At 38.6% G+C, this 16,526-nt stretch carries 16 protein-coding genes; 13 read left to right on the plus strand and 3 right to left on the minus strand.

Annotated elements, in window-relative coordinates:
* Nucleotides 1-22 precede the first annotated feature (22 nt).
* Nucleotides 23-463, minus strand: coding sequence for a YraN family protein (locus tag BMF77_RS04535; RefSeq protein WP_148760986.1), 441 nt, complete (start codon nucleotides 461-463; stop codon nucleotides 23-25).
* 14 nt (nucleotides 464-477) lie between these two features.
* On the opposite strand from BMF77_RS04535, the gene BMF77_RS04540 reads away from it, so the two are divergent.
* On the plus strand, nucleotides 478-981 hold the full coding sequence (locus BMF77_RS04540) for a pentapeptide repeat-containing protein (RefSeq protein ID WP_148760988.1): 504 nt from the start codon (nucleotides 478-480) through the stop codon (nucleotides 979-981).
* Nucleotides 982-1,036: 55 nt separating this feature from the next.
* Here BMF77_RS04540 and BMF77_RS04545 read toward each other — a convergent pair whose 3' ends face one another.
* Complete coding sequence (locus tag BMF77_RS04545; RefSeq protein WP_148760990.1) at nucleotides 1,037-1,648, minus strand: Uma2 family endonuclease; 612 nt, start codon at nucleotides 1,646-1,648, stop codon at nucleotides 1,037-1,039.
* A gap of 129 nt (nucleotides 1,649-1,777) precedes the next feature.
* On the opposite strand from BMF77_RS04545, the gene BMF77_RS04550 reads away from it, so the two are divergent.
* Complete coding sequence (locus tag BMF77_RS04550; protein WP_148760992.1) at nucleotides 1,778-2,668, plus strand: DUF4922 domain-containing protein; 891 nt, start codon at nucleotides 1,778-1,780, stop codon at nucleotides 2,666-2,668.
* A gap of 95 nt (nucleotides 2,669-2,763) precedes the next feature.
* Nucleotides 2,764-4,122, plus strand: a complete 1,359-nt coding sequence (locus tag BMF77_RS04555; protein ID WP_210422297.1) for a cysteine desulfurase-like protein — start codon at nucleotides 2,764-2,766, stop codon at nucleotides 4,120-4,122.
* A gap of 89 nt (nucleotides 4,123-4,211) precedes the next feature.
* Here BMF77_RS04555 and BMF77_RS04560 read toward each other — a convergent pair whose 3' ends face one another.
* On the minus strand, nucleotides 4,212-6,485 hold the full coding sequence (locus BMF77_RS04560) for a bifunctional (p)ppGpp synthetase/guanosine-3',5'-bis(diphosphate) 3'-pyrophosphohydrolase (RefSeq protein WP_148760996.1): 2,274 nt from the start codon (nucleotides 6,483-6,485) through the stop codon (nucleotides 4,212-4,214).
* Between the two features lie 103 nt (nucleotides 6,486-6,588).
* Between BMF77_RS04560 and BMF77_RS26510 the strand changes: the two genes are divergently transcribed.
* The 10 genes from BMF77_RS26510 to ctaD all read left to right on the plus strand — a co-directional run bounded on the left by BMF77_RS26510 (nucleotide 6,589) and on the right by ctaD (nucleotide 16,422).
* Nucleotides 6,589-6,753: a hypothetical protein gene (locus BMF77_RS26510; protein WP_168204393.1), complete on the plus strand. Its 165-nt coding sequence runs from the start codon at nucleotides 6,589-6,591 to the stop codon at nucleotides 6,751-6,753.
* Nucleotides 6,754-6,763: 10 nt separating this feature from the next.
* Nucleotides 6,764-7,120, plus strand: a complete 357-nt coding sequence (gene patD / locus BMF77_RS04565) for a heterocyst frequency control protein PatD (protein ID WP_148760998.1) — start codon at nucleotides 6,764-6,766, stop codon at nucleotides 7,118-7,120.
* A gap of 319 nt (nucleotides 7,121-7,439) precedes the next feature.
* Nucleotides 7,440-8,918 carry a tetratricopeptide repeat protein gene (locus BMF77_RS04570; RefSeq protein WP_148761000.1) on the plus strand — a complete coding sequence of 493 codons (1,479 nt, stop codon included), beginning with the start codon at nucleotides 7,440-7,442 and terminating at the stop codon, nucleotides 8,916-8,918.
* Between the two features lie 285 nt (nucleotides 8,919-9,203).
* Nucleotides 9,204-10,451: a zinc ribbon domain-containing protein gene (locus tag BMF77_RS04575; protein WP_148761002.1), complete on the plus strand. Its 1,248-nt coding sequence runs from the start codon at nucleotides 9,204-9,206 to the stop codon at nucleotides 10,449-10,451.
* A gap of 100 nt (nucleotides 10,452-10,551) precedes the next feature.
* Nucleotides 10,552-10,887, plus strand: coding sequence for a thioredoxin (gene trxA, locus BMF77_RS04580; protein WP_148761004.1), 336 nt, complete (start codon nucleotides 10,552-10,554; stop codon nucleotides 10,885-10,887).
* Between the two features lie 174 nt (nucleotides 10,888-11,061).
* Nucleotides 11,062-11,727: a nitroreductase family protein gene (locus BMF77_RS04585; protein ID WP_148761006.1), complete on the plus strand. Its 666-nt coding sequence runs from the start codon at nucleotides 11,062-11,064 to the stop codon at nucleotides 11,725-11,727.
* 786 nt (nucleotides 11,728-12,513) lie between these two features.
* Nucleotides 12,514-13,014, plus strand: a complete 501-nt coding sequence (locus tag BMF77_RS04590) for a DUF2231 domain-containing protein (RefSeq protein ID WP_148761008.1) — start codon at nucleotides 12,514-12,516, stop codon at nucleotides 13,012-13,014.
* Entirely contained in the window at nucleotides 13,011-13,622 is a 612-nt protein-coding gene (locus tag BMF77_RS04595) for a DUF2231 domain-containing protein (RefSeq protein ID WP_015083636.1), read from the plus strand. Before BMF77_RS04590 ends, BMF77_RS04595 begins: the two co-directional genes overlap by 4 nt.
* 140 nt (nucleotides 13,623-13,762) lie before the next feature.
* Nucleotides 13,763-14,689 (plus strand): cytochrome c oxidase subunit II, encoded by a 927-nt coding sequence (locus BMF77_RS04600; protein WP_148761010.1) that lies wholly within the window; start codon nucleotides 13,763-13,765, stop codon nucleotides 14,687-14,689.
* An 80-nt stretch (nucleotides 14,690-14,769) separates the two neighbouring features.
* On the plus strand, nucleotides 14,770-16,422 hold the full coding sequence (gene ctaD, locus BMF77_RS04605) for a cytochrome c oxidase subunit I (RefSeq protein WP_148761012.1): 1,653 nt from the start codon (nucleotides 14,770-14,772) through the stop codon (nucleotides 16,420-16,422).
* Nucleotides 16,423-16,526: the final 104 nt, after the last annotated feature.

Genomic DNA, 16,526 nt, shown 5'->3' on the forward strand with positions numbered 1-16,526 from the left:
AATAATTTCGCCATAGCATTTATTATTTATCAAAAGCTGCCTCAATGTATTGTTGCAGTTTAAACTCATATCCAGATATAGATAAACGCTCTAAAAATTTGTCCCCAATAATTTTTCTAGTTTCTGGTTGATAGTGAACCAGTGCTACATCAAAGCGACAAGCATAATCAGCTTTTTGTGGATATTCAGCTAAAAATATTTCCGCCGTCCGCCAAATTTTTGCTTGTTTTTGGGGAGTAATGGCATTTTTTCCCCCCTCATCCCAATTACCAGAACTGCGGGTTTTCACTTCAACAAACGCCACAATTGAGTCTTGATATTGAGCGATAATATCAATTTCTCCCCAACGACACCAAAAGCGCCGCTGCAAAACTTCCCAACCTGTAGATTGTAACCATTTGGCTACCAGGTCTTCACCTATGTTACCAATATCTGCATAATTAAATGGAGAAGGATTAGCCATTAATTAACAATACCATGAATACTAAACATCGCAATTGGATAAGCATACTCAGTTTATTACTTTGGGCAATCATTTCCACCACAGCTTTAGCAAGTTTTGTCCCTACTGCTGTAGCACTGGAATATAACAAAGAAATTCTGATCAGTGCTGATTTTTCTGGACGTGATTTAACAGATTCTAGTTTTACTAAAGCAAATCTTCGCTACAGTAATTTTAGTCACTCTAATTTAAGAGGTGTTAGTTTTTTCGCCGCCAATTTAGAATCAGCAAATTTACAGGGAGCAAACCTAACTAATACTACATTAGATTCAGCGCGATTGATTAAAGCCGATTTAACCAACGCCATATTAGAAGGAGCATTTGCCGCTAACGCCAGATTTGATGGTGCTATAATAGATGGTGCAGATTTTACCGATGTACTACTGCGTCGAGATGAACAAAAGAAACTATGTAAGTTGGCAAAAGGTACTAATCCCGTGACAAAAAGGGATACAAGAGATAGTTTATATTGTTCTTAGATCAGATCAGATCCCCGGCTTCTTAAACAAGTCGGGGATCTGACGCTTACAGTATTTATATATTTTGTAAAATTTGTGAAAGTGTTAATTTGAGTTCTGGAAATAATGGCGATATAATTAAATCATTACCTCTAAATTGATTAACTATGTATTCATCATCAACTAAAGAATAAATAGAAATAGTCGGTTGTTTAGGATTACCAATAAATCTTTTACCACCGAAAGCACCATAATCAACTATCCAATATTCAGAAATACCCATTGATTCATAATCATTGGTTTTATGAGTATAATCTGTTTGCCAATTACTGCTAACAATTTCTATCACTAAAGGAACTGAAGCAGCTTGAGTAATAGTTGACTCTTTTTTCCATAAAGGTTCATTAGGTAAGTTAGCAGGATTGAGTAATAAAATATCAGGTGAATAGGCAGATTCAGATTTTGGTGTTTTGATTAATGTTGTTTTAGGTATGAGGTAAGAAAGATTAAGTTTATCTAATTCTCCTGATATCTTACGGGCTAAAAAACCAATTACGAATTCATGATCTCCTACTGGTGGGTTCATTTCTACAATTTCTCCATTGTGTAATTCATAACGTGATCCTGTTTCTGGATAGGATTGGATAAACTCCTCAAAGCTGACTGATTTGGTTAAGGTTTGAACCATGATTCACCTCTTGAATGGTGATAATTTGCTGATTTCAATTATACTATATAGAAATCCAATATTACCAAAAATTATTAATTTTACCCAACCAATTTATGATATAAAATTGTTAGTTATCTCCTATAAAATATGCACCAGCAAGAAATTCGACTGAAACCCGGTACATTATGGACAAGGATCAAAAAAACCACCGAACTCGCTTTAAAATCTGGAGCTTTAAAATCTATTCCTACAGAGTTGGAAATTTTTGAAAAAGATGGAATCAAGTTTGTTATCAGAATTTTAGAAAATATCAACCGCAAAAACGCTGATAAGGCTAAAAAAGATCAAGAAGCGACTAAAACTGGTAAAGAATTTAATCCTTTTTTACCCTACGAAGAAGATTTATTTGTCACAGATATTTCTAATACTCATGTTTGTATTTTAAATAAATTCAATGTTGTTGATTATCACTTATTAATAATCACCCGCGCTTTTGAACCACAGGAAAGCCTACTTACCCTAGAAGACTTAACAGCAGTATGGGCTTGTTTAGCAGAATTTAATGGGTTAGTATTTTATAACGGTGGTAAACTTGCCGGTGCGAGTCAACCACATAAACATTTGCAAATTGTTCCTTTTGCAGAAACAGATATTCCCATTTCACCACTTTTGAAAACAGCAAAATTAGAAAATGATCTGGGAACTATTCCAGAATTTCCCTTTTTACACGCTTTCACTACTCTTAAAATGGGAGAAAGTGCAGAAGTAACCTTAGAAAAATATCATACTTTATTGCGAACTGTGGGAATTAAACCTCTAGAAAATAATATGCAATCAGGAGCATATAATCTTTTATTTACGCGAGAATGGATGTTAATTATCCCCCGCAAACAAGAAGAATTTGAGAAAATTTCTGTCAACTCACTAGGATTTGCGGGGGCATTATTAGTTAAAAATCAACACCAAATGCAATTACTAAAAAATATCAACCCTATTAACCTTTTAAATAATGTTGCTTTTCCTAGACAACAAAATTGAATCTTAGACTACAATATGAGTTATTGTATTTCCTTTGCGTCTTTGCTCCTTAGCGTCTCTGCGCGAAACAAAAATCATAAAAAAGAGGAAAAATCATGGAATCTTTAGACATAAAATGGATTCGTTCCCAGTTTCCCGCACTCACACAAACAATCAACGGAAAACCAGCAATTTTCTTTGATGGACCCGGTGGCACACAAGTACCCGGTGGAGTATTAGACGCAATTAGTGATTATTTAGTTAGATCAAATGCCAATGCTCACGGTGCTTTTACTACCAGTATGCGAACCGATGCCTTGATTATTTCTGCCAGGTCGGCGATCGCTGATTTCCTAGGATGCGATAATGATGAAGTAGTATTTGGCGCAAATATGACCACCCTCACCTTCTGCGTGAGTCGCGCTATCGGTAGAGAACTACAACCCGGTGATGAAATAATTGTTACAGACTTAGACCATGCTGCCAATATTTCTCCCTGGTATGCTTTAGAAGAAAAAGGTGTAATTATTCGGACTGTTGATATTAATATCGCCGACTGTACTTTAGATTTAAACGATTTAGAAAAAAAGATAAATTCCCGCACCAAACTAGTAGCAGTAACTTACGCTTCCAACGCCGTTGGCACAATTAATGATATTGCTAAAATAGTCAAACTCGCCCATAAATTCGGGGCTTTAGTATATGTTGATGCCGTTCATTATGCCCCCCATGCACCGATAAATGTTCATCATTTAGACTGTGATTTTCTCGCCTGTTCCGCCTATAAATTCTTTGCCCCCCATTTAGGAATCCTCTACGGAAAAAGAGAACATTTAAGCAAATTTTCCCCCTATAAAGTTAAACCCGCATCAGAAGAAGTCCCTTCCAGATGGGAAACAGGAACATTAAATCATGAAGGTTTAGCCGGATTAGTAGCAGCAATTAATTATTTAACAAAATTAGGTTGTCATGTTTCCCCAACTCTAGACAATGAATTACTTTCCTCCTTAATAGAAGCCGACAGAGAAGGTTTAACTACCTTCCATTGTCCTCGATTTTTGACTGCACCAGAACAAGAGAATCATGAATTAGTATCAGCTTATCATAGTCGGCGAGCAGCTTTAATAGCAGCAATGTCAGCCATTCAACAATATGAAAGAGAATTAAGCAAAAAGCTAATTTCCGGATTATTAAAAATCCCCGGTTTAAGCCTTTATGGTATTACCGAACCCAGCCAATTTACATGGCGGACACCAACCGTCTCTATTCGCATAGAAGGAAAAACACCAGAAACAATCGCCAAAATATTAGGAGAACAGGGAATATTTGCTTGGTACGGCAACTTCTACGCAGTTAACCTCACCGAAAAACTAGACGTAGAAACATCAGGTGGCTTATTACGCATAGGACTAGCCCACTACAACACAGCCGCAGAAATTGATCAACTTCTGCAAACCCTAAATGAAATCGTCTAAAACCTTTAAATTACAGCCATTTTCATATATTTTCTTCCTTTGCGCCTTTGCGCCTTTGCGTGAGACCATGAAAATAGCTGTAAACCCCACTAACCGCAGTCCTCAACCTCACAAACCCGACGAATATTGAGAATATCACTCATTTTCTTAAGTTGCACAAATAAATGTTCCAACTGAGAACAATCGCGGACATCAATACCCAAATTCATCAAAGCGGGTTGTCCCAAAGAAGTTTTCACTTGAGCATGACGGACATTAATCCCCTGGTCACTCAAACGTGACAAAACATCTTTTAATACTCCTACCCTATCCATAGCCTCAATTTGTATATTAATAGGATAAGTATGAGTACGACTGCGGTTTTCCATAGCTAAATTCCAGCGGACTGGGACTAAACGCTCATACTCAACAGGATCTACATTATGACAGCCTTGGCGATGAATAGAAATTCCTCTTAGTCGCGTCACTACACCCACAATCGCTTCCCCAGGAATGGGAGTACAACAGCCAGCGATATGATGAACCAAACCCTCCATACCAATAATTGGGGAATCACTAGCACGGGAACTAGTGGTTAACATATCCCGTGAAGTTTTTGGCGTTGGTTCTTTGGGAATAAATGGAACAACATCACTTACAGGTTGTCTAGCTTTGACAATTTCCCGCCACCGGTTCAGTGCTAAGTTTGAGGTAATTTCCCCATAACCCAAACCGGCGAGTAAATCTTCCACACTGTGATAATTACATTTTTCCGCCACAGTTTGCATAGCGTCTGATTTGAGCAAATTCTCAAAACCAGTTTTCCCCAATTCCTTCTCTAATAAATCCCGTCCCCTAGCAACATTTTCTTCCCGGCGCGATCGCTTGTACCATTGTTTAATTCTATACTTCGCAGCCGAAGTGCTAACAAAATTTAACCAGTCCAAACTAGGATGGCTATTCTTTTGGGTAATAATATCCACAATATCGCCATTATGCAGTCGTGTTGACAAAGGCACAATGCGGCCATTGACTCGCGCCCCCGCACAGTGGTTTCCCACTTCCGTATGAATCCGATAGGCAAAATCTATACTTGTAGAACCGGGACTTAAAGGAACAACATCCCCCTTTGGGGTGAAGACATAAACGTCATCTTCAAATAGATTGTCTTTAACACTATCTAAGTATTCCTGAGCATCCTTTAAATCACTTTGCCAATCTAGCAACTGCCGTAACCAAGTAAACTTTTCATCAGTGCTGGTCACAGGAGTATTTTCAGAACCCCCAGTTTCCTTATACTTCCAATGGGCAGCAATACCATATTCCGCGATATGGTGCATTTCCAAAGTCCGAATTTGCACTTCCAACGGGCGGCCAGTCAAGCCAATTACTCCGGTATGCAAAGACTGATAATGGTTTGGTTTAGGCAAGCCAATGTAATCTTTAAATCTACCAGGAATGGGACGAAAAGAATCATGAACCACTGCCAAAGCCCGATAACATTCTTCATTGGTTTGGACAATAATTCGCAGCGCCGCCAAGTCGTAAATTTCATGAAATTCCTTTTGCTGCCGCTGCATTTTTTGATAAATGCTATAAAGGTGTTTAGGACGACCACTAATTTCCAGACAATTAACACCAGCTTTGAGTAACCGACGGCGTAAAGTATCCGTAGCTTTGAGTAATTTTTCTTCCCGTGCCGTGCGTTTTTCCGCGACACATTGCTGAGTTTCTCGATAAGCTTCTGGTTCTAAATATTTAAATGCTAAATCTTCTAATTCCCATTTAATTTGCCAAATCCCTAAGCGATTCGCCAAAGGTGCGAAAATATCTCGTGTTTCCTGGGCGCTGCGTTGACGACTAGCTTCGGACATATATTGAAGGGTTCGCATATTATGCAAACGGTCTGCCAGTTTTACCACAATTACGCGAATATCTTGCGCCATAGCCAAAAACATTCGCCGGAAATTTTCCGCTTGACTTTCGGTTTTGCTAGTAAAATTTATTTTCGACAGTTTGGTAACACCTTCTACCAATAGCCGCACTTCTGCTCCAAACCGGGCTTCTATATCTTCACTTGTAACTTCTGTATCTTCAACTACATCATGGAGTAATCCGGCTGCTATCATAGCCGGACTACCACCTAATTCACGGAGTATTTCAGCTACAGCAACAGGATGGGCAATATACGGTTCTCCTGATTTCCGAATTTGACCCCCATGCAGTTCATATGCAAACTGAAAAGCCCGACAAATTAAGGCATTACCGTTATACGTTCGGTCTTCTTCCTCCGTAAGTATCGGTGCTGGTGGTGCAATTAAACATTTGTTAAGCCAATCTGGGAGAATGACATCAACAGGGGGTTTGACAGCTACACTACTCATAAAATTAAAAAGGTAATTTGTGGATAGGTTGGGAGAAAAGCAGAATAGACAGCACGCCTATAAAATAGATGCTGTGGACTAAAGGCTTAGAGATGATGCCCTAATGGCTTATAATCATCATCCATTGCAGGTTTTGTTCAAACATAATAAAAAACCTATTGACGGCAAATCAAGCCTCAAAGTAAGATTTGAGACTTGTGGTTTTGAACAGGAAGAAGGGAAAGTTTGGGGATATAAGAAAATTTTCTTGACATTAATACTATCTTAACTAGCAACAGATGTCTTTTAATTGTGATAAATATCAGGAATTGGCAACATTTCTAGATGAGTTTCGAGCTAATGTAACGGCAGGTAAACTTAATTTACAGAAATTAAAGCAGAATTTAGCCCAGTTGCAGGGATTTTTTATCCAGCAAATTGTGCCTTTGGTTGATGCTAATTCGCGGGAGCAATCCTATAAAACGGAAATAAATAAGCAGTTACGACTCTTGGAAGTAGATATGATGTTTCTCCAAGGTGCAAAGCAATTAACAACATCACAAACTAGGTTGAAAACTATTGAGGAACGCATTAATACTCTGATTGGGTATTGTCAAGCTATTACCCAGCCTACGGAAGCGCAGGAATCAAAGTAGGAATTTGTTTCGCGCCATTAGTTACCTTATTTGTTTGGCTTCCACACCCGCCCAGAAATGAATTTCCGGGCTAATAGCTAAAGTTTACTAAAGTAAACTGAGGATTTAGACAATTCTTAGTCATCTTCAGATGACTTTTGCTATTAGACTGGGAATTAATTCCCAGGCGGGCTATGGGTTTTACGTTAAGTTGACACCAATGGTCTCACGCAGAGACGCTCCAGGCGCAAAGGAAGAGTTTGAGAGATGGAATTTTTGCCTCTTGATGGGGAATAATAAAATTATATACCTTGTCATATCAGAGCAAATTTAAACCAATATGGACTGGATAACACCACTCAAGGGACAGCAGACTGATTTTATTCAAAGACTTAAATCTGCTAAATTACTCCATTGTGACGAAAAAGGCCAGCATAGTGAATTAACTGTCATTTCTGGTCAAAGGTTAGACCAATTACGGGATTTTTGCTGGGAGATGGTAAAAAAGTATAAACCAACCGAACCCAAAAATTACTTTATTAACAATATGAAGGGGAAGTTGGGTGAGGAAGTTGTTAAATCCCGTTTAGCTGATTTTGTCACAGAAGTTGACTATGAAAAGCGCGTTGGTGGTGATGGAAAAGTTGATTTTACCTTAACTTCTGACTCATCAATTGGTATTCAGGTTAAAGCCCGGAATGGCAATTTTGATAAAATTCAATGGTCAATTAGTCAAGAAGAAATTGAAAAAAATGCTGTTCTAGTTTGTATTTTAATTCAAGAGGAAGTCAGCGAAGCTCAGGCTGAATACAATCTGATTTTGACGGGATTTTTACCAACAAATATGATTAAATCGGTTGCTAGTAAAGCCTTGGTGGGAATAGATGAATTACTTTATTCTGGAGGTTTACGTAGCTATTTAGAGAGTTTGACATCTTCTGAAGCTGACGAATATATGCGCTTGGGTTATGAGTGTCTTGAAAAAAAAGATTATCAAGGTGCTTTTGGTTATTATACTCAAGTATTGCAACTGAAACCAAATAATGAAAGTGCTTACTTCAACCGAGGTCTTACCCGTGATTATTTAGGAGATAAACAAGGGGCAATAGATGATTTCACTCAGGCTATCAGGATTGATCCTAACTATGCTCTAGCCTACACCAGCCGAGGAAATGCCCGTGGTGATCATTTAGGAGATAAGCCAGGAGCAATAGATGATTACACTCAGGCTATCAAGATTGATCCTAACTATGTAAATGCTTATTCAAACCGGGGAATTGTCCGTTATGCTTTAGGAGATAAGCCAGGAGCAATAGAAGATTGCAACCTAGCTATCAAGATTAATCCTAACGATGCCAATCCCTACATCAACCGGGAAGTTGTTCGTTCTGCGTTAGGAGATAAACAAGGAGCAATAGAAGATTACAACCTAGCTATCAAGTTTAATCCTGACTTTGCCAATGCTTACTTATTACGGGGAGTTGTCCGTGATGATTTAGGAAATAAGCAAGGAGCAATAGATGATTACAACCTAGCTATCAAGTTTAATCCTAACTATGCTCTAGCCTACTACAACCGGGGAGTTGTCCGTTATGCTTTAGGAGATAAGCCAGGAGCAATAGATGATTACAACCTAGCTATCAAGTTTAATCCTAACGATGCCAATGCCTACTACGGACGGGGAGTTGTCCGTTATGCTTTAGGAGATAAACAGGCTGCAATTAAAGATTTCCAAACAGCCGCAAATATATATAAAAAAGAAGGTAAAGAAACAGACTATCAAAAGGTTATGGAGATAATCAGAGAAATTAACAAATAATGAATATAAGTTAAGCCAGGTAAGAAAGATCCCCGACTTCTTAATTAAATTTTTTGTAAATAATGAAGATCATTCAAAGAAGTCGGGGATCTAAATCCGTCGGTTTCATTTTCCGATCTCCTTCTCTCTTCCTTTGCGTCTCTGCGTCTTTGCGTGAGAAAAAAATATTTAACTTACTCACAAACTAACTACTTAATAACTATATAAAACTTAACAAAAAAAACACCAAAGTAACCAGAAAATGGTAAATTAATTTCAGTCGTAACTATTCGGAATCCTGTTTATATGTTTACTCGAATCCGTCGGCTTTCAAATCGGTTTTTTAATAACTCTCGAACCGTCAATAACGAACCACTCAATAAAGTGAGTTTAGTTGTCATTATTTTAGTTGATATTTTTATTCTAATTAACGTTTTCACAGGTTTGGGTAATATTAGTCAATGGCATCTTAGCCCATATCAAGCTTATCCATGTTATTCAGAATGGAATAGTTACAAAACCCAAACTACCAAAAATAAAGATTATGAATTTCTGAGAAGTTCACTACCTTATGGTAACAATGAGCAAAGAGTTCGGCAAACATATCAAAATGTAGAAATTGGACATTTGGGTAAAGTTTCCGAAATATGTTTGAACTATGGCGAATCTAAAGATAAACTGAATAATCCGCAAAATCAGAAAATTCTCACCACGATAAATCAGACCCAGGATAAAATTAGTCGTCTTGAACAAGCAAATAATACTATTCGTCAACAATATGATTCAAGCTTATTAGAAAAAATTGCTGGACAATCTTCAGGTAATTCCATTAATCAGGTTCGCGCAGAAAAAGCTAAACAGGAATTAACACAAAATAGCGAGAAAATCTCCACCTTAAAACAGGAAATTGCTAACCTGCAAAATCAATTGCTGACAAAATCTGAAAGTATTAATTTTCTGTCTTTTCTCAAAGATGAAACTAAATTTAATGAAGTTGCCAAAGGCTATAAAGACGCATCATTTTGGTATCCCAGTATTCAGTTAGTATTTCAGACTATCTTTTTATTACCGCTAATTCTCATTGCCTTATTAGTTAATAACTTCAGCCAACGCAAAGGATATGGATTAATAGCATTAATTAGTTGGCATTTGCTAGTTATATTTTTAATTCCGTTAATTCTGAAAATATTTCAATTTCTGCAAATTGGTATCATATTTCAATTCTTCTTTAATATCATTAGTTCCCTCTTTGGTGGGTTAATCTTCCTAATTAGTTACGCTTATATTTTGCTAATTCCCTTAGTTGGTTTTGGCATGATTAAATTCTTTCAAACCGTTGTATTTAATCCTAAAATTCAAGCAGTTAACAGAATTCAAAAATCACAATGTATTCGGTGTGCCAAGAAAATTCGTCCTCAAGATAGCCACTGTCCCCACTGCGGTTATTATCAATATATTGAATGCCATAACTGTCATAATTTGACTTATAAAGAATTACCTTATTGTCATCATTGTGGTGCTGATCAAAATTCTGATACCGCAGGACAAAATTAACAATTCAAGAAACTTAGCAAAATTAAACTTATCAACATATTTTCACGCCTATTGATTAGATATTATTGAATTATTGACTTTAAATCTAGGCAGACAATTTATGTCATCAATTACCAATGTCACCGAAGCCACATTTAAGCAAGAAGTATTAGAAAGTACAACTCCGGTTTTAGTTGATTTTTGGGCCCCTTGGTGTGGTCCTTGTAAAATGCTAACTCCTGTAGTTGAAGAAGTGGCTGCGGAATACGAAGGACAGATAAAAGTAGTAAAACTAAATACCGATCAAAATCCCACCGTTGCTAGTCATTACGGGATTCGCAGTATTCCTACATTGATGGTGTTTAAAGGGGGACGACAAGTCAAAACAGTTGTTGGTGCTGTTCCTAAAACTACATTATCTGCTACCTTAGACAAGTATATTGCTGCAAAATCATAGTTAAAAACACTGGGAATTTCTGTAATAAATCTGCCTATAAAGGATTAAAACTCCGTATTTACCTCCTCCGTGCCTCCGCGCCTCTGCGTGAGAAAAAAAATTAATCAATAACCAACGAACTGCGTACAAAAAAGCGTTACCCTAAGCGGATAGGATAAAACAGAGGAGAATAGCGTGACTGCAAACACCCAAATCCCGGCATTAGACGTACCCAGCGCCATAGTACAACGTCGTTCCATCAAAACCTTCAAACCAGACCCCATCTCCCCAGAATTGCTCAAGCAACTGGTAGAATTAACCGTAGCTGCACCCAGTAGTTTTAACGTCCAATCGTGGAGAATCGTTTTAGTTGAAGACGAAGCTCAAAAAGCAGCGTTATGTGCTGCTTCTTGGAATCAAAAGCAAATTATCCAAGCGCCTGTTACCTTTGTTTTTGCTGCTGACGCTGCTGCGGGAGAAAAAGATATCACACCCATTTTAGAGCAAGGTGCAGCCACTGGGGCTTGGAATGAGGGAACTGTGAATTATTTTAGAAATGCAATTCCCCAATTTCAAGAAAAGTTAGGAGACAAGCGCCGGGAATACGCCATTAAAGATGCCATGATAGCTGCTACAAATTTAGTGTTAGCAGCGGAAAGTTTGGGTTTATCCACCTGCTTTATGAATGGTTGGATTGAGGAACAGGTTAAAGCTATAATTGGGGCTGAGAATGATCCTGATATCGCTATTGCTGTTTTAGTACCTGTAGGTTATGCGGCTGAACCCCGGTTAAATCCCGGTCGTTTACCATTGTCGGTTAATGTTTCTGTGGATAGACTCGATAACCCCTATCAAGGTTAATTAGGGATTTGGGGATTTGGTGGGTATGAATGCAGATATCAGGTAAGTGAAATATATTTTTGTTTCGCGCAGAGGCGCTAAGAGGATGTTTGAAAAGTTTTTAATGTATAAATAAACCCCTCTCCAAACCTCTCCCCGACGCGGGGAGAGGCTTTGAAACACCCCTTCCCTGGTAGGGAAGGGGGCTGGGGGGTTAGGTTCTTGGAAATTATTGGTTTCATCTAATACTTTTCAAACAACCTCTAAGGAGCAAAGACGCAAAGAAAAAATGTTGCACAGAATCATGAAATTCATTAATTCATCCGTCTTTATCTGCGTTTATCTGCGTTCATCTGCGTTCAATTATTCTTAAAATATTATTCTATCCAACTTCATTTTCATCCTACCTACTATAAAAACTATATATTTCGGTTTTTTAAATCACAAAGTGATAATTTTTTATTGTACATCAATAAACATAAAAATATTTGGTTTTGATTTAAAAATATTGTAATAGAGCCAAGATTAAAATCTGCTTTTGGCTCTGTAGATTAATTCTAGAAGTTCTGCTTTTAGTTTTTTTTGACAATTCATAAAAATTTACGTCTAGTAAATTCAACCTCTAACAGTGATTTAGTTTAGCTACATCCATAATTACTGTTGTGACTATGAAGAAATCACTTGACGGTTATACATTGCAGCAAACTCACACCAGATTTATCAAATAATTTTTTGGTATCAGTGAGTGAGTATCTAGCAATTATTTAAGTTTGGCTAAGGAGTAGTAAATCAGTCTAGGAGAATTTAATGCTGGATTTTTTCACTTCATTGAATGAGCATAATTTACCATATCCAGATCCTTTACATCCTATCGTGGTTCACTTTGTAATTGCGATGGTGCTATTTTCTGTTTTTTGTGATTTTGCTGGTTATGTAACTGGTAAAACTACTTTGTTTGAGGTGAGTTGGTGGAATATGTGTATTGCCACGGTAGCTATTTTTGTGGCAATTATTTTTGGTCAATTTGAGGCTGGTTTAGCAAAACCCTACGAACTCGCTAAATCAGTTTTAAATATTCATACTCTCATCGGTTGGTCACTTTCAGGTATTATTGCCGCTATTACTGCTTGGCGTTATGTTTTGCGGAGTCGTGATCCGAAAAAACTCCCTTTTCATTATATAGCTGTGGCAGTTTTATTAACAGCCTTGGTTGGTTTTCAAGTATATCTTGGTGATGAACTGGTATGGGTGTATGGCTTACATACCGTACCTGTTGTGGAAGCGGTAAAGGATGGAATCTTGCCATGAACTCAGAATTATTAGACCAAATTAGTCACCAAATGGGTGCAAATGGTTTACCTTATGCCATTCCGATTCATCCTAATTTGGTACACCTCACATTAGGTTTATTCATCATTGCCATTATCTTTGATATTTTAGGTGTGTTCTTCCCTTTGGAAAAATGGCTATTCAATTTTTTGGGAATTAAGGTTGAACGTTCTCAATTATTTGATGTCGGTTGGTACAACATTTTTGCTGCATCTGTGATTACATTTTTCACAGTTGGTGCAGGTTTTTATGAAATGTTATTAGCAGCCCCACCAGCAGATATCAAAAGTCCCTGGGGAATGCTGGCAATGCCCACAATGATGTGGCACGGTGTGGGTGGTGTATTACTATTAGCGATGATGGTTGGCATGACTTTTTGGCGAGGTTGGCAACGTTACGTTATCGGCAAACATGAAGAGAGAGAAGTGCAAATTTCTTATCTGGTTGTCGGTGTAATTATTATGTTGCTGATGTATTTTCATGGAACATTAGGAGCGCACCTAGCCGCAGATTTTGGTGTTCACAATACAGCCGATAAATTACTACGAGCAGGACAAGACATCAATCAAATCTTTGGTAATAGGTAATGGGTAATTGGTGATTGGTAATTGGTAATTGGTAATTGGTGATTGGTGATTGGTGTAAAAATTCTTGTCTAACAATTCACAACTGACCATTAACAAATGACCACTGACCACTGACCACTGACAACTAACAACTGACCATTATGAAAATTCGGCACTTTCTCAACTTTTTGACCATAGTTACTGGGGCAGTTGCGGTAACTCTTACTAGTCTTTGGATTGGTAAACAGGCTTATTCTTGGCTTCCTCCCCAAGGGGCTGCTGAATCTCATCTGATTGATGATTTATTTAGCTTTTTGGTAACATTAGGATCTTTAATTTTCCTGGGAGTAACTGCTACTCTTTTCTATTCTATTTGTTTCCATCGGGCAAAAGCTACAGATTTAGGTGATGGGCCTCACATTGAAGGTAATGTGACTTTAGAAGTAATTTGGACAGCAATCCCAATTATGTTGGTGTTGTGGATTGCGGGTTATAGTTACCAAGTTTACGAAGAAATGGGTATCCAGGGACCATCTCACCAGATCCACTTACATAATCCGATGAAGATGGAAACTGCTGAAGCTGCGCCAGATGAGGCTTCAGAAGCCGCAGTAGCTGAGGATGTAGAACATATTGATGTATCCGCTAAACAGTGGGCTTGGGTGTTTCATTACCCCCAAAGCAATGTTACCAGTACAGAATTGCATTTACCGAGCGATCGCCGTGTTCGTCTAAATCTGCATTCGGAAGACGTACTTCACGGCTTTTTTATCCCCGCTTTCCGCCTCAAACAAGACATTATTCCTGGTAACGACCTGGACTTTGAATTTACTCCCATTCGCCCCGGTGCGTATGATTTAACCGACTCTCAGTATAGCGGTACATACTTTGCCACCATGCGAGCCAAGGTCATTGTGGAATCACTTAGCAACTATCAGCAGTGGTTAAGCAAAGCTGCCAGTCAAACACCCAGCCCAGCCCCTAACCAAGCGGCTTCTGAATATGCCCTGAAAATAGAAAACGGCATTGACAGCGGTTGGAAAACCGTTGAACCTGCTGCACCACCATTAGTCAATTTTCCCGGTTAATCAACTTTTTGCTTTTAGATTTAGCCATCAAAAATCTAAAATTGGCAATCCAAAATCCAAAATCTAAAATCTAAAATCGAATGACTAACATCCCCATTCATGTTGCTGGTGAATCACATCACCACGAACCGCCCCAAACTTGGAGAACATACTTCAGCTTTAGTACCGACCATAAAGTTATCGGTATCCAATACCTCGTTACTTCCTTTATCTTCTTTCTTGTTGGCGGTATCTTCGCCATGATTCTGCGGGGAGAACTCATTACCCCTGAAGCTGATTTAATTGACCGCACAGTCTACAACGGAATGTTCACTATGCACGGAACAGTGATGCTGTTTCTGTGGACATTTCCCTCTCTTGTTGGTATGGCTAACTACCTCGTTCCCCTGATGATTGGGGCGCGAGATATGGCATTCCCCCGCTTGAACGCTGTCGCTTTTTGGATGGTTCCCGTGGTGGGAATTCTCCTCATGGCCAGCTTCTTTGTCCCCGGTGGCCCTGCTCAATCTGGTTGGTGGGCATATCCCCCCGTCAGTACCCAAAACCCCACGGGAAACTTGATTAACGGTCAAGTTCTGTGGTTATTAGCGGTGGCGATTTCCGGTGTCTCTTCCATTATGGGTGCGGTGAATTTTGTCACCACCATTGTGAAAATGCGAGCGCCGGGAATGGGTTTCTTTAGAATGCCTCTCTTTGTTTGGGCAGTATTCAGCGCCCAAATTATCCAATTATTTGGACTGCCAGCTTTAACAGCCGGGGCGGTCATGCTACTTCTTGATATTACAGTGGGAACTGCCTTTTTTGATCCTACTAAAGGCGGAAATCCGGTGATGTTCCAGCATTATTTCTGGTTCTATTCTCACCCTGCGGTATATGTCATCATTTTGCCTATCTTCGGGATTTTCTCGGAAATCTTTCCCGTTTATTCCCGCAAACCTTTATTTGGTTACAAAGTCGTTGCTATTTCTTCGATGTTAATTGCTGTAGTTAGCGGCATCGTTTGGGTACACCATATGTATGTGAGTGGTACTCCTGGTTGGCTACGGTTATTTTTCATGGTGACAACCATGTTTGTATCTATTCCCACAGGGATTAAGGTATTTGCTTGGGTGGCAACTATTTGGGGTGGGAAAATTCGCTTAACTACACCCATGTTATTTGCTTTGGGTGGTTTGGTAATGTTTGTATTTGCTGGGATTACAGGAATTATGCTTTCTTCTGTTCCAGTGGATGTTCATGTTAACAATACCTATTTTGTTGTTGGTCATTTCCATTATGTTCTCTATGGAACTGTAACTATGGGAATGTATGCAGCTATCTATCATTGGTTTCCCAAAATGACGGGCAGAATGTTCCACGAAGGTTGGGGCAAAATCCATTTTTGGTTAGCATTTATCGGCACAAATTTGAATTTCTTACCCATGCACCCTTTAGGTTTGCAAGGAATGTTACGCCGTGCTGCTTCTTATGCACCTGAATTAATTGGTTGGAATATTGTCGCTAGTTTGGGTTCTTTTCTGTTAGGAATGTCTACTCTTCCTTTCATCTTCAATATGTTGATTTCTTGGATGGATGGAGAAAAAGCTTCTGCTAATCCTTGGAGAGCAATTGGTTTGGAATGGACTGTTTCTTCTCCTCCTCCTGTTGAGAATTTTGAGGAAATTCCGATTGTCACTTGCGAACCTTATGGTTATGGTAAATCCGAATTAATGGCATCTTCTGAACATGAGTAATTTGAGAATTTAGGGATTACAGAGATTTTTATCTATCTTTGCGCCTTTGCTCCTTTGTACCTTTGCGCGAAATAAATTTTTCTGTAAACCATTCCCTATTTTCT

The sequence above is a fragment of the Dolichospermum sp. UHCC 0315A genome (assembly GCF_008121535.1).
Classification (GTDB): domain Bacteria; phylum Cyanobacteriota; class Cyanobacteriia; order Cyanobacteriales; family Nostocaceae; genus Dolichospermum; species Dolichospermum lemmermannii.

What these genes read in the sequence shown, in the direction of transcription:
- BMF77_RS04545 (WP_148760990.1), bottom strand. Translation starts at nt 1,648, where the DNA reads ATGGTTCAAACCTTAACCAAATCAGTCAGCTTTGAGGAGTTTATCCAA.
- BMF77_RS04570 (WP_148761000.1), top strand. Translation starts at nt 7,440, where the DNA reads ATGGACTGGATAACACCACTCAAGGGACAGCAGACTGATTTTATTCAA.
- BMF77_RS04575 (WP_148761002.1), top strand. Translation starts at nt 9,204, where the DNA reads ATGTTTACTCGAATCCGTCGGCTTTCAAATCGGTTTTTTAATAACTCT.
- ctaD (WP_148761012.1), top strand. Translation starts at nt 14,770, where the DNA reads ATGACTAACATCCCCATTCATGTTGCTGGTGAATCACATCACCACGAA.
- BMF77_RS04595 (WP_015083636.1), top strand. Translation starts at nt 13,011, where the DNA reads ATGAACTCAGAATTATTAGACCAAATTAGTCACCAAATGGGTGCAAAT.
- BMF77_RS04555 (WP_210422297.1), top strand. Translation starts at nt 2,764, where the DNA reads ATGGAATCTTTAGACATAAAATGGATTCGTTCCCAGTTTCCCGCACTC.
- BMF77_RS04535 (WP_148760986.1), bottom strand. Translation starts at nt 463, where the DNA reads ATGGCTAATCCTTCTCCATTTAATTATGCAGATATTGGTAACATAGGT.
- patD (WP_148760998.1), top strand. Translation starts at nt 6,764, where the DNA reads ATGTCTTTTAATTGTGATAAATATCAGGAATTGGCAACATTTCTAGAT.
- BMF77_RS04600 (WP_148761010.1), top strand. Translation starts at nt 13,763, where the DNA reads ATGAAAATTCGGCACTTTCTCAACTTTTTGACCATAGTTACTGGGGCA.
- BMF77_RS26510 (WP_168204393.1), top strand. Translation starts at nt 6,589, where the DNA reads ATGGCTTATAATCATCATCCATTGCAGGTTTTGTTCAAACATAATAAA.
- BMF77_RS04590 (WP_148761008.1), top strand. Translation starts at nt 12,514, where the DNA reads ATGCTGGATTTTTTCACTTCATTGAATGAGCATAATTTACCATATCCA.
- BMF77_RS04560 (WP_148760996.1), bottom strand. Translation starts at nt 6,485, where the DNA reads ATGAGTAGTGTAGCTGTCAAACCCCCTGTTGATGTCATTCTCCCAGAT.
- BMF77_RS04540 (WP_148760988.1), top strand. Translation starts at nt 478, where the DNA reads ATGAATACTAAACATCGCAATTGGATAAGCATACTCAGTTTATTACTT.
- BMF77_RS04550 (WP_148760992.1), top strand. Translation starts at nt 1,778, where the DNA reads ATGCACCAGCAAGAAATTCGACTGAAACCCGGTACATTATGGACAAGG.
- trxA (WP_148761004.1), top strand. Translation starts at nt 10,552, where the DNA reads ATGTCATCAATTACCAATGTCACCGAAGCCACATTTAAGCAAGAAGTA.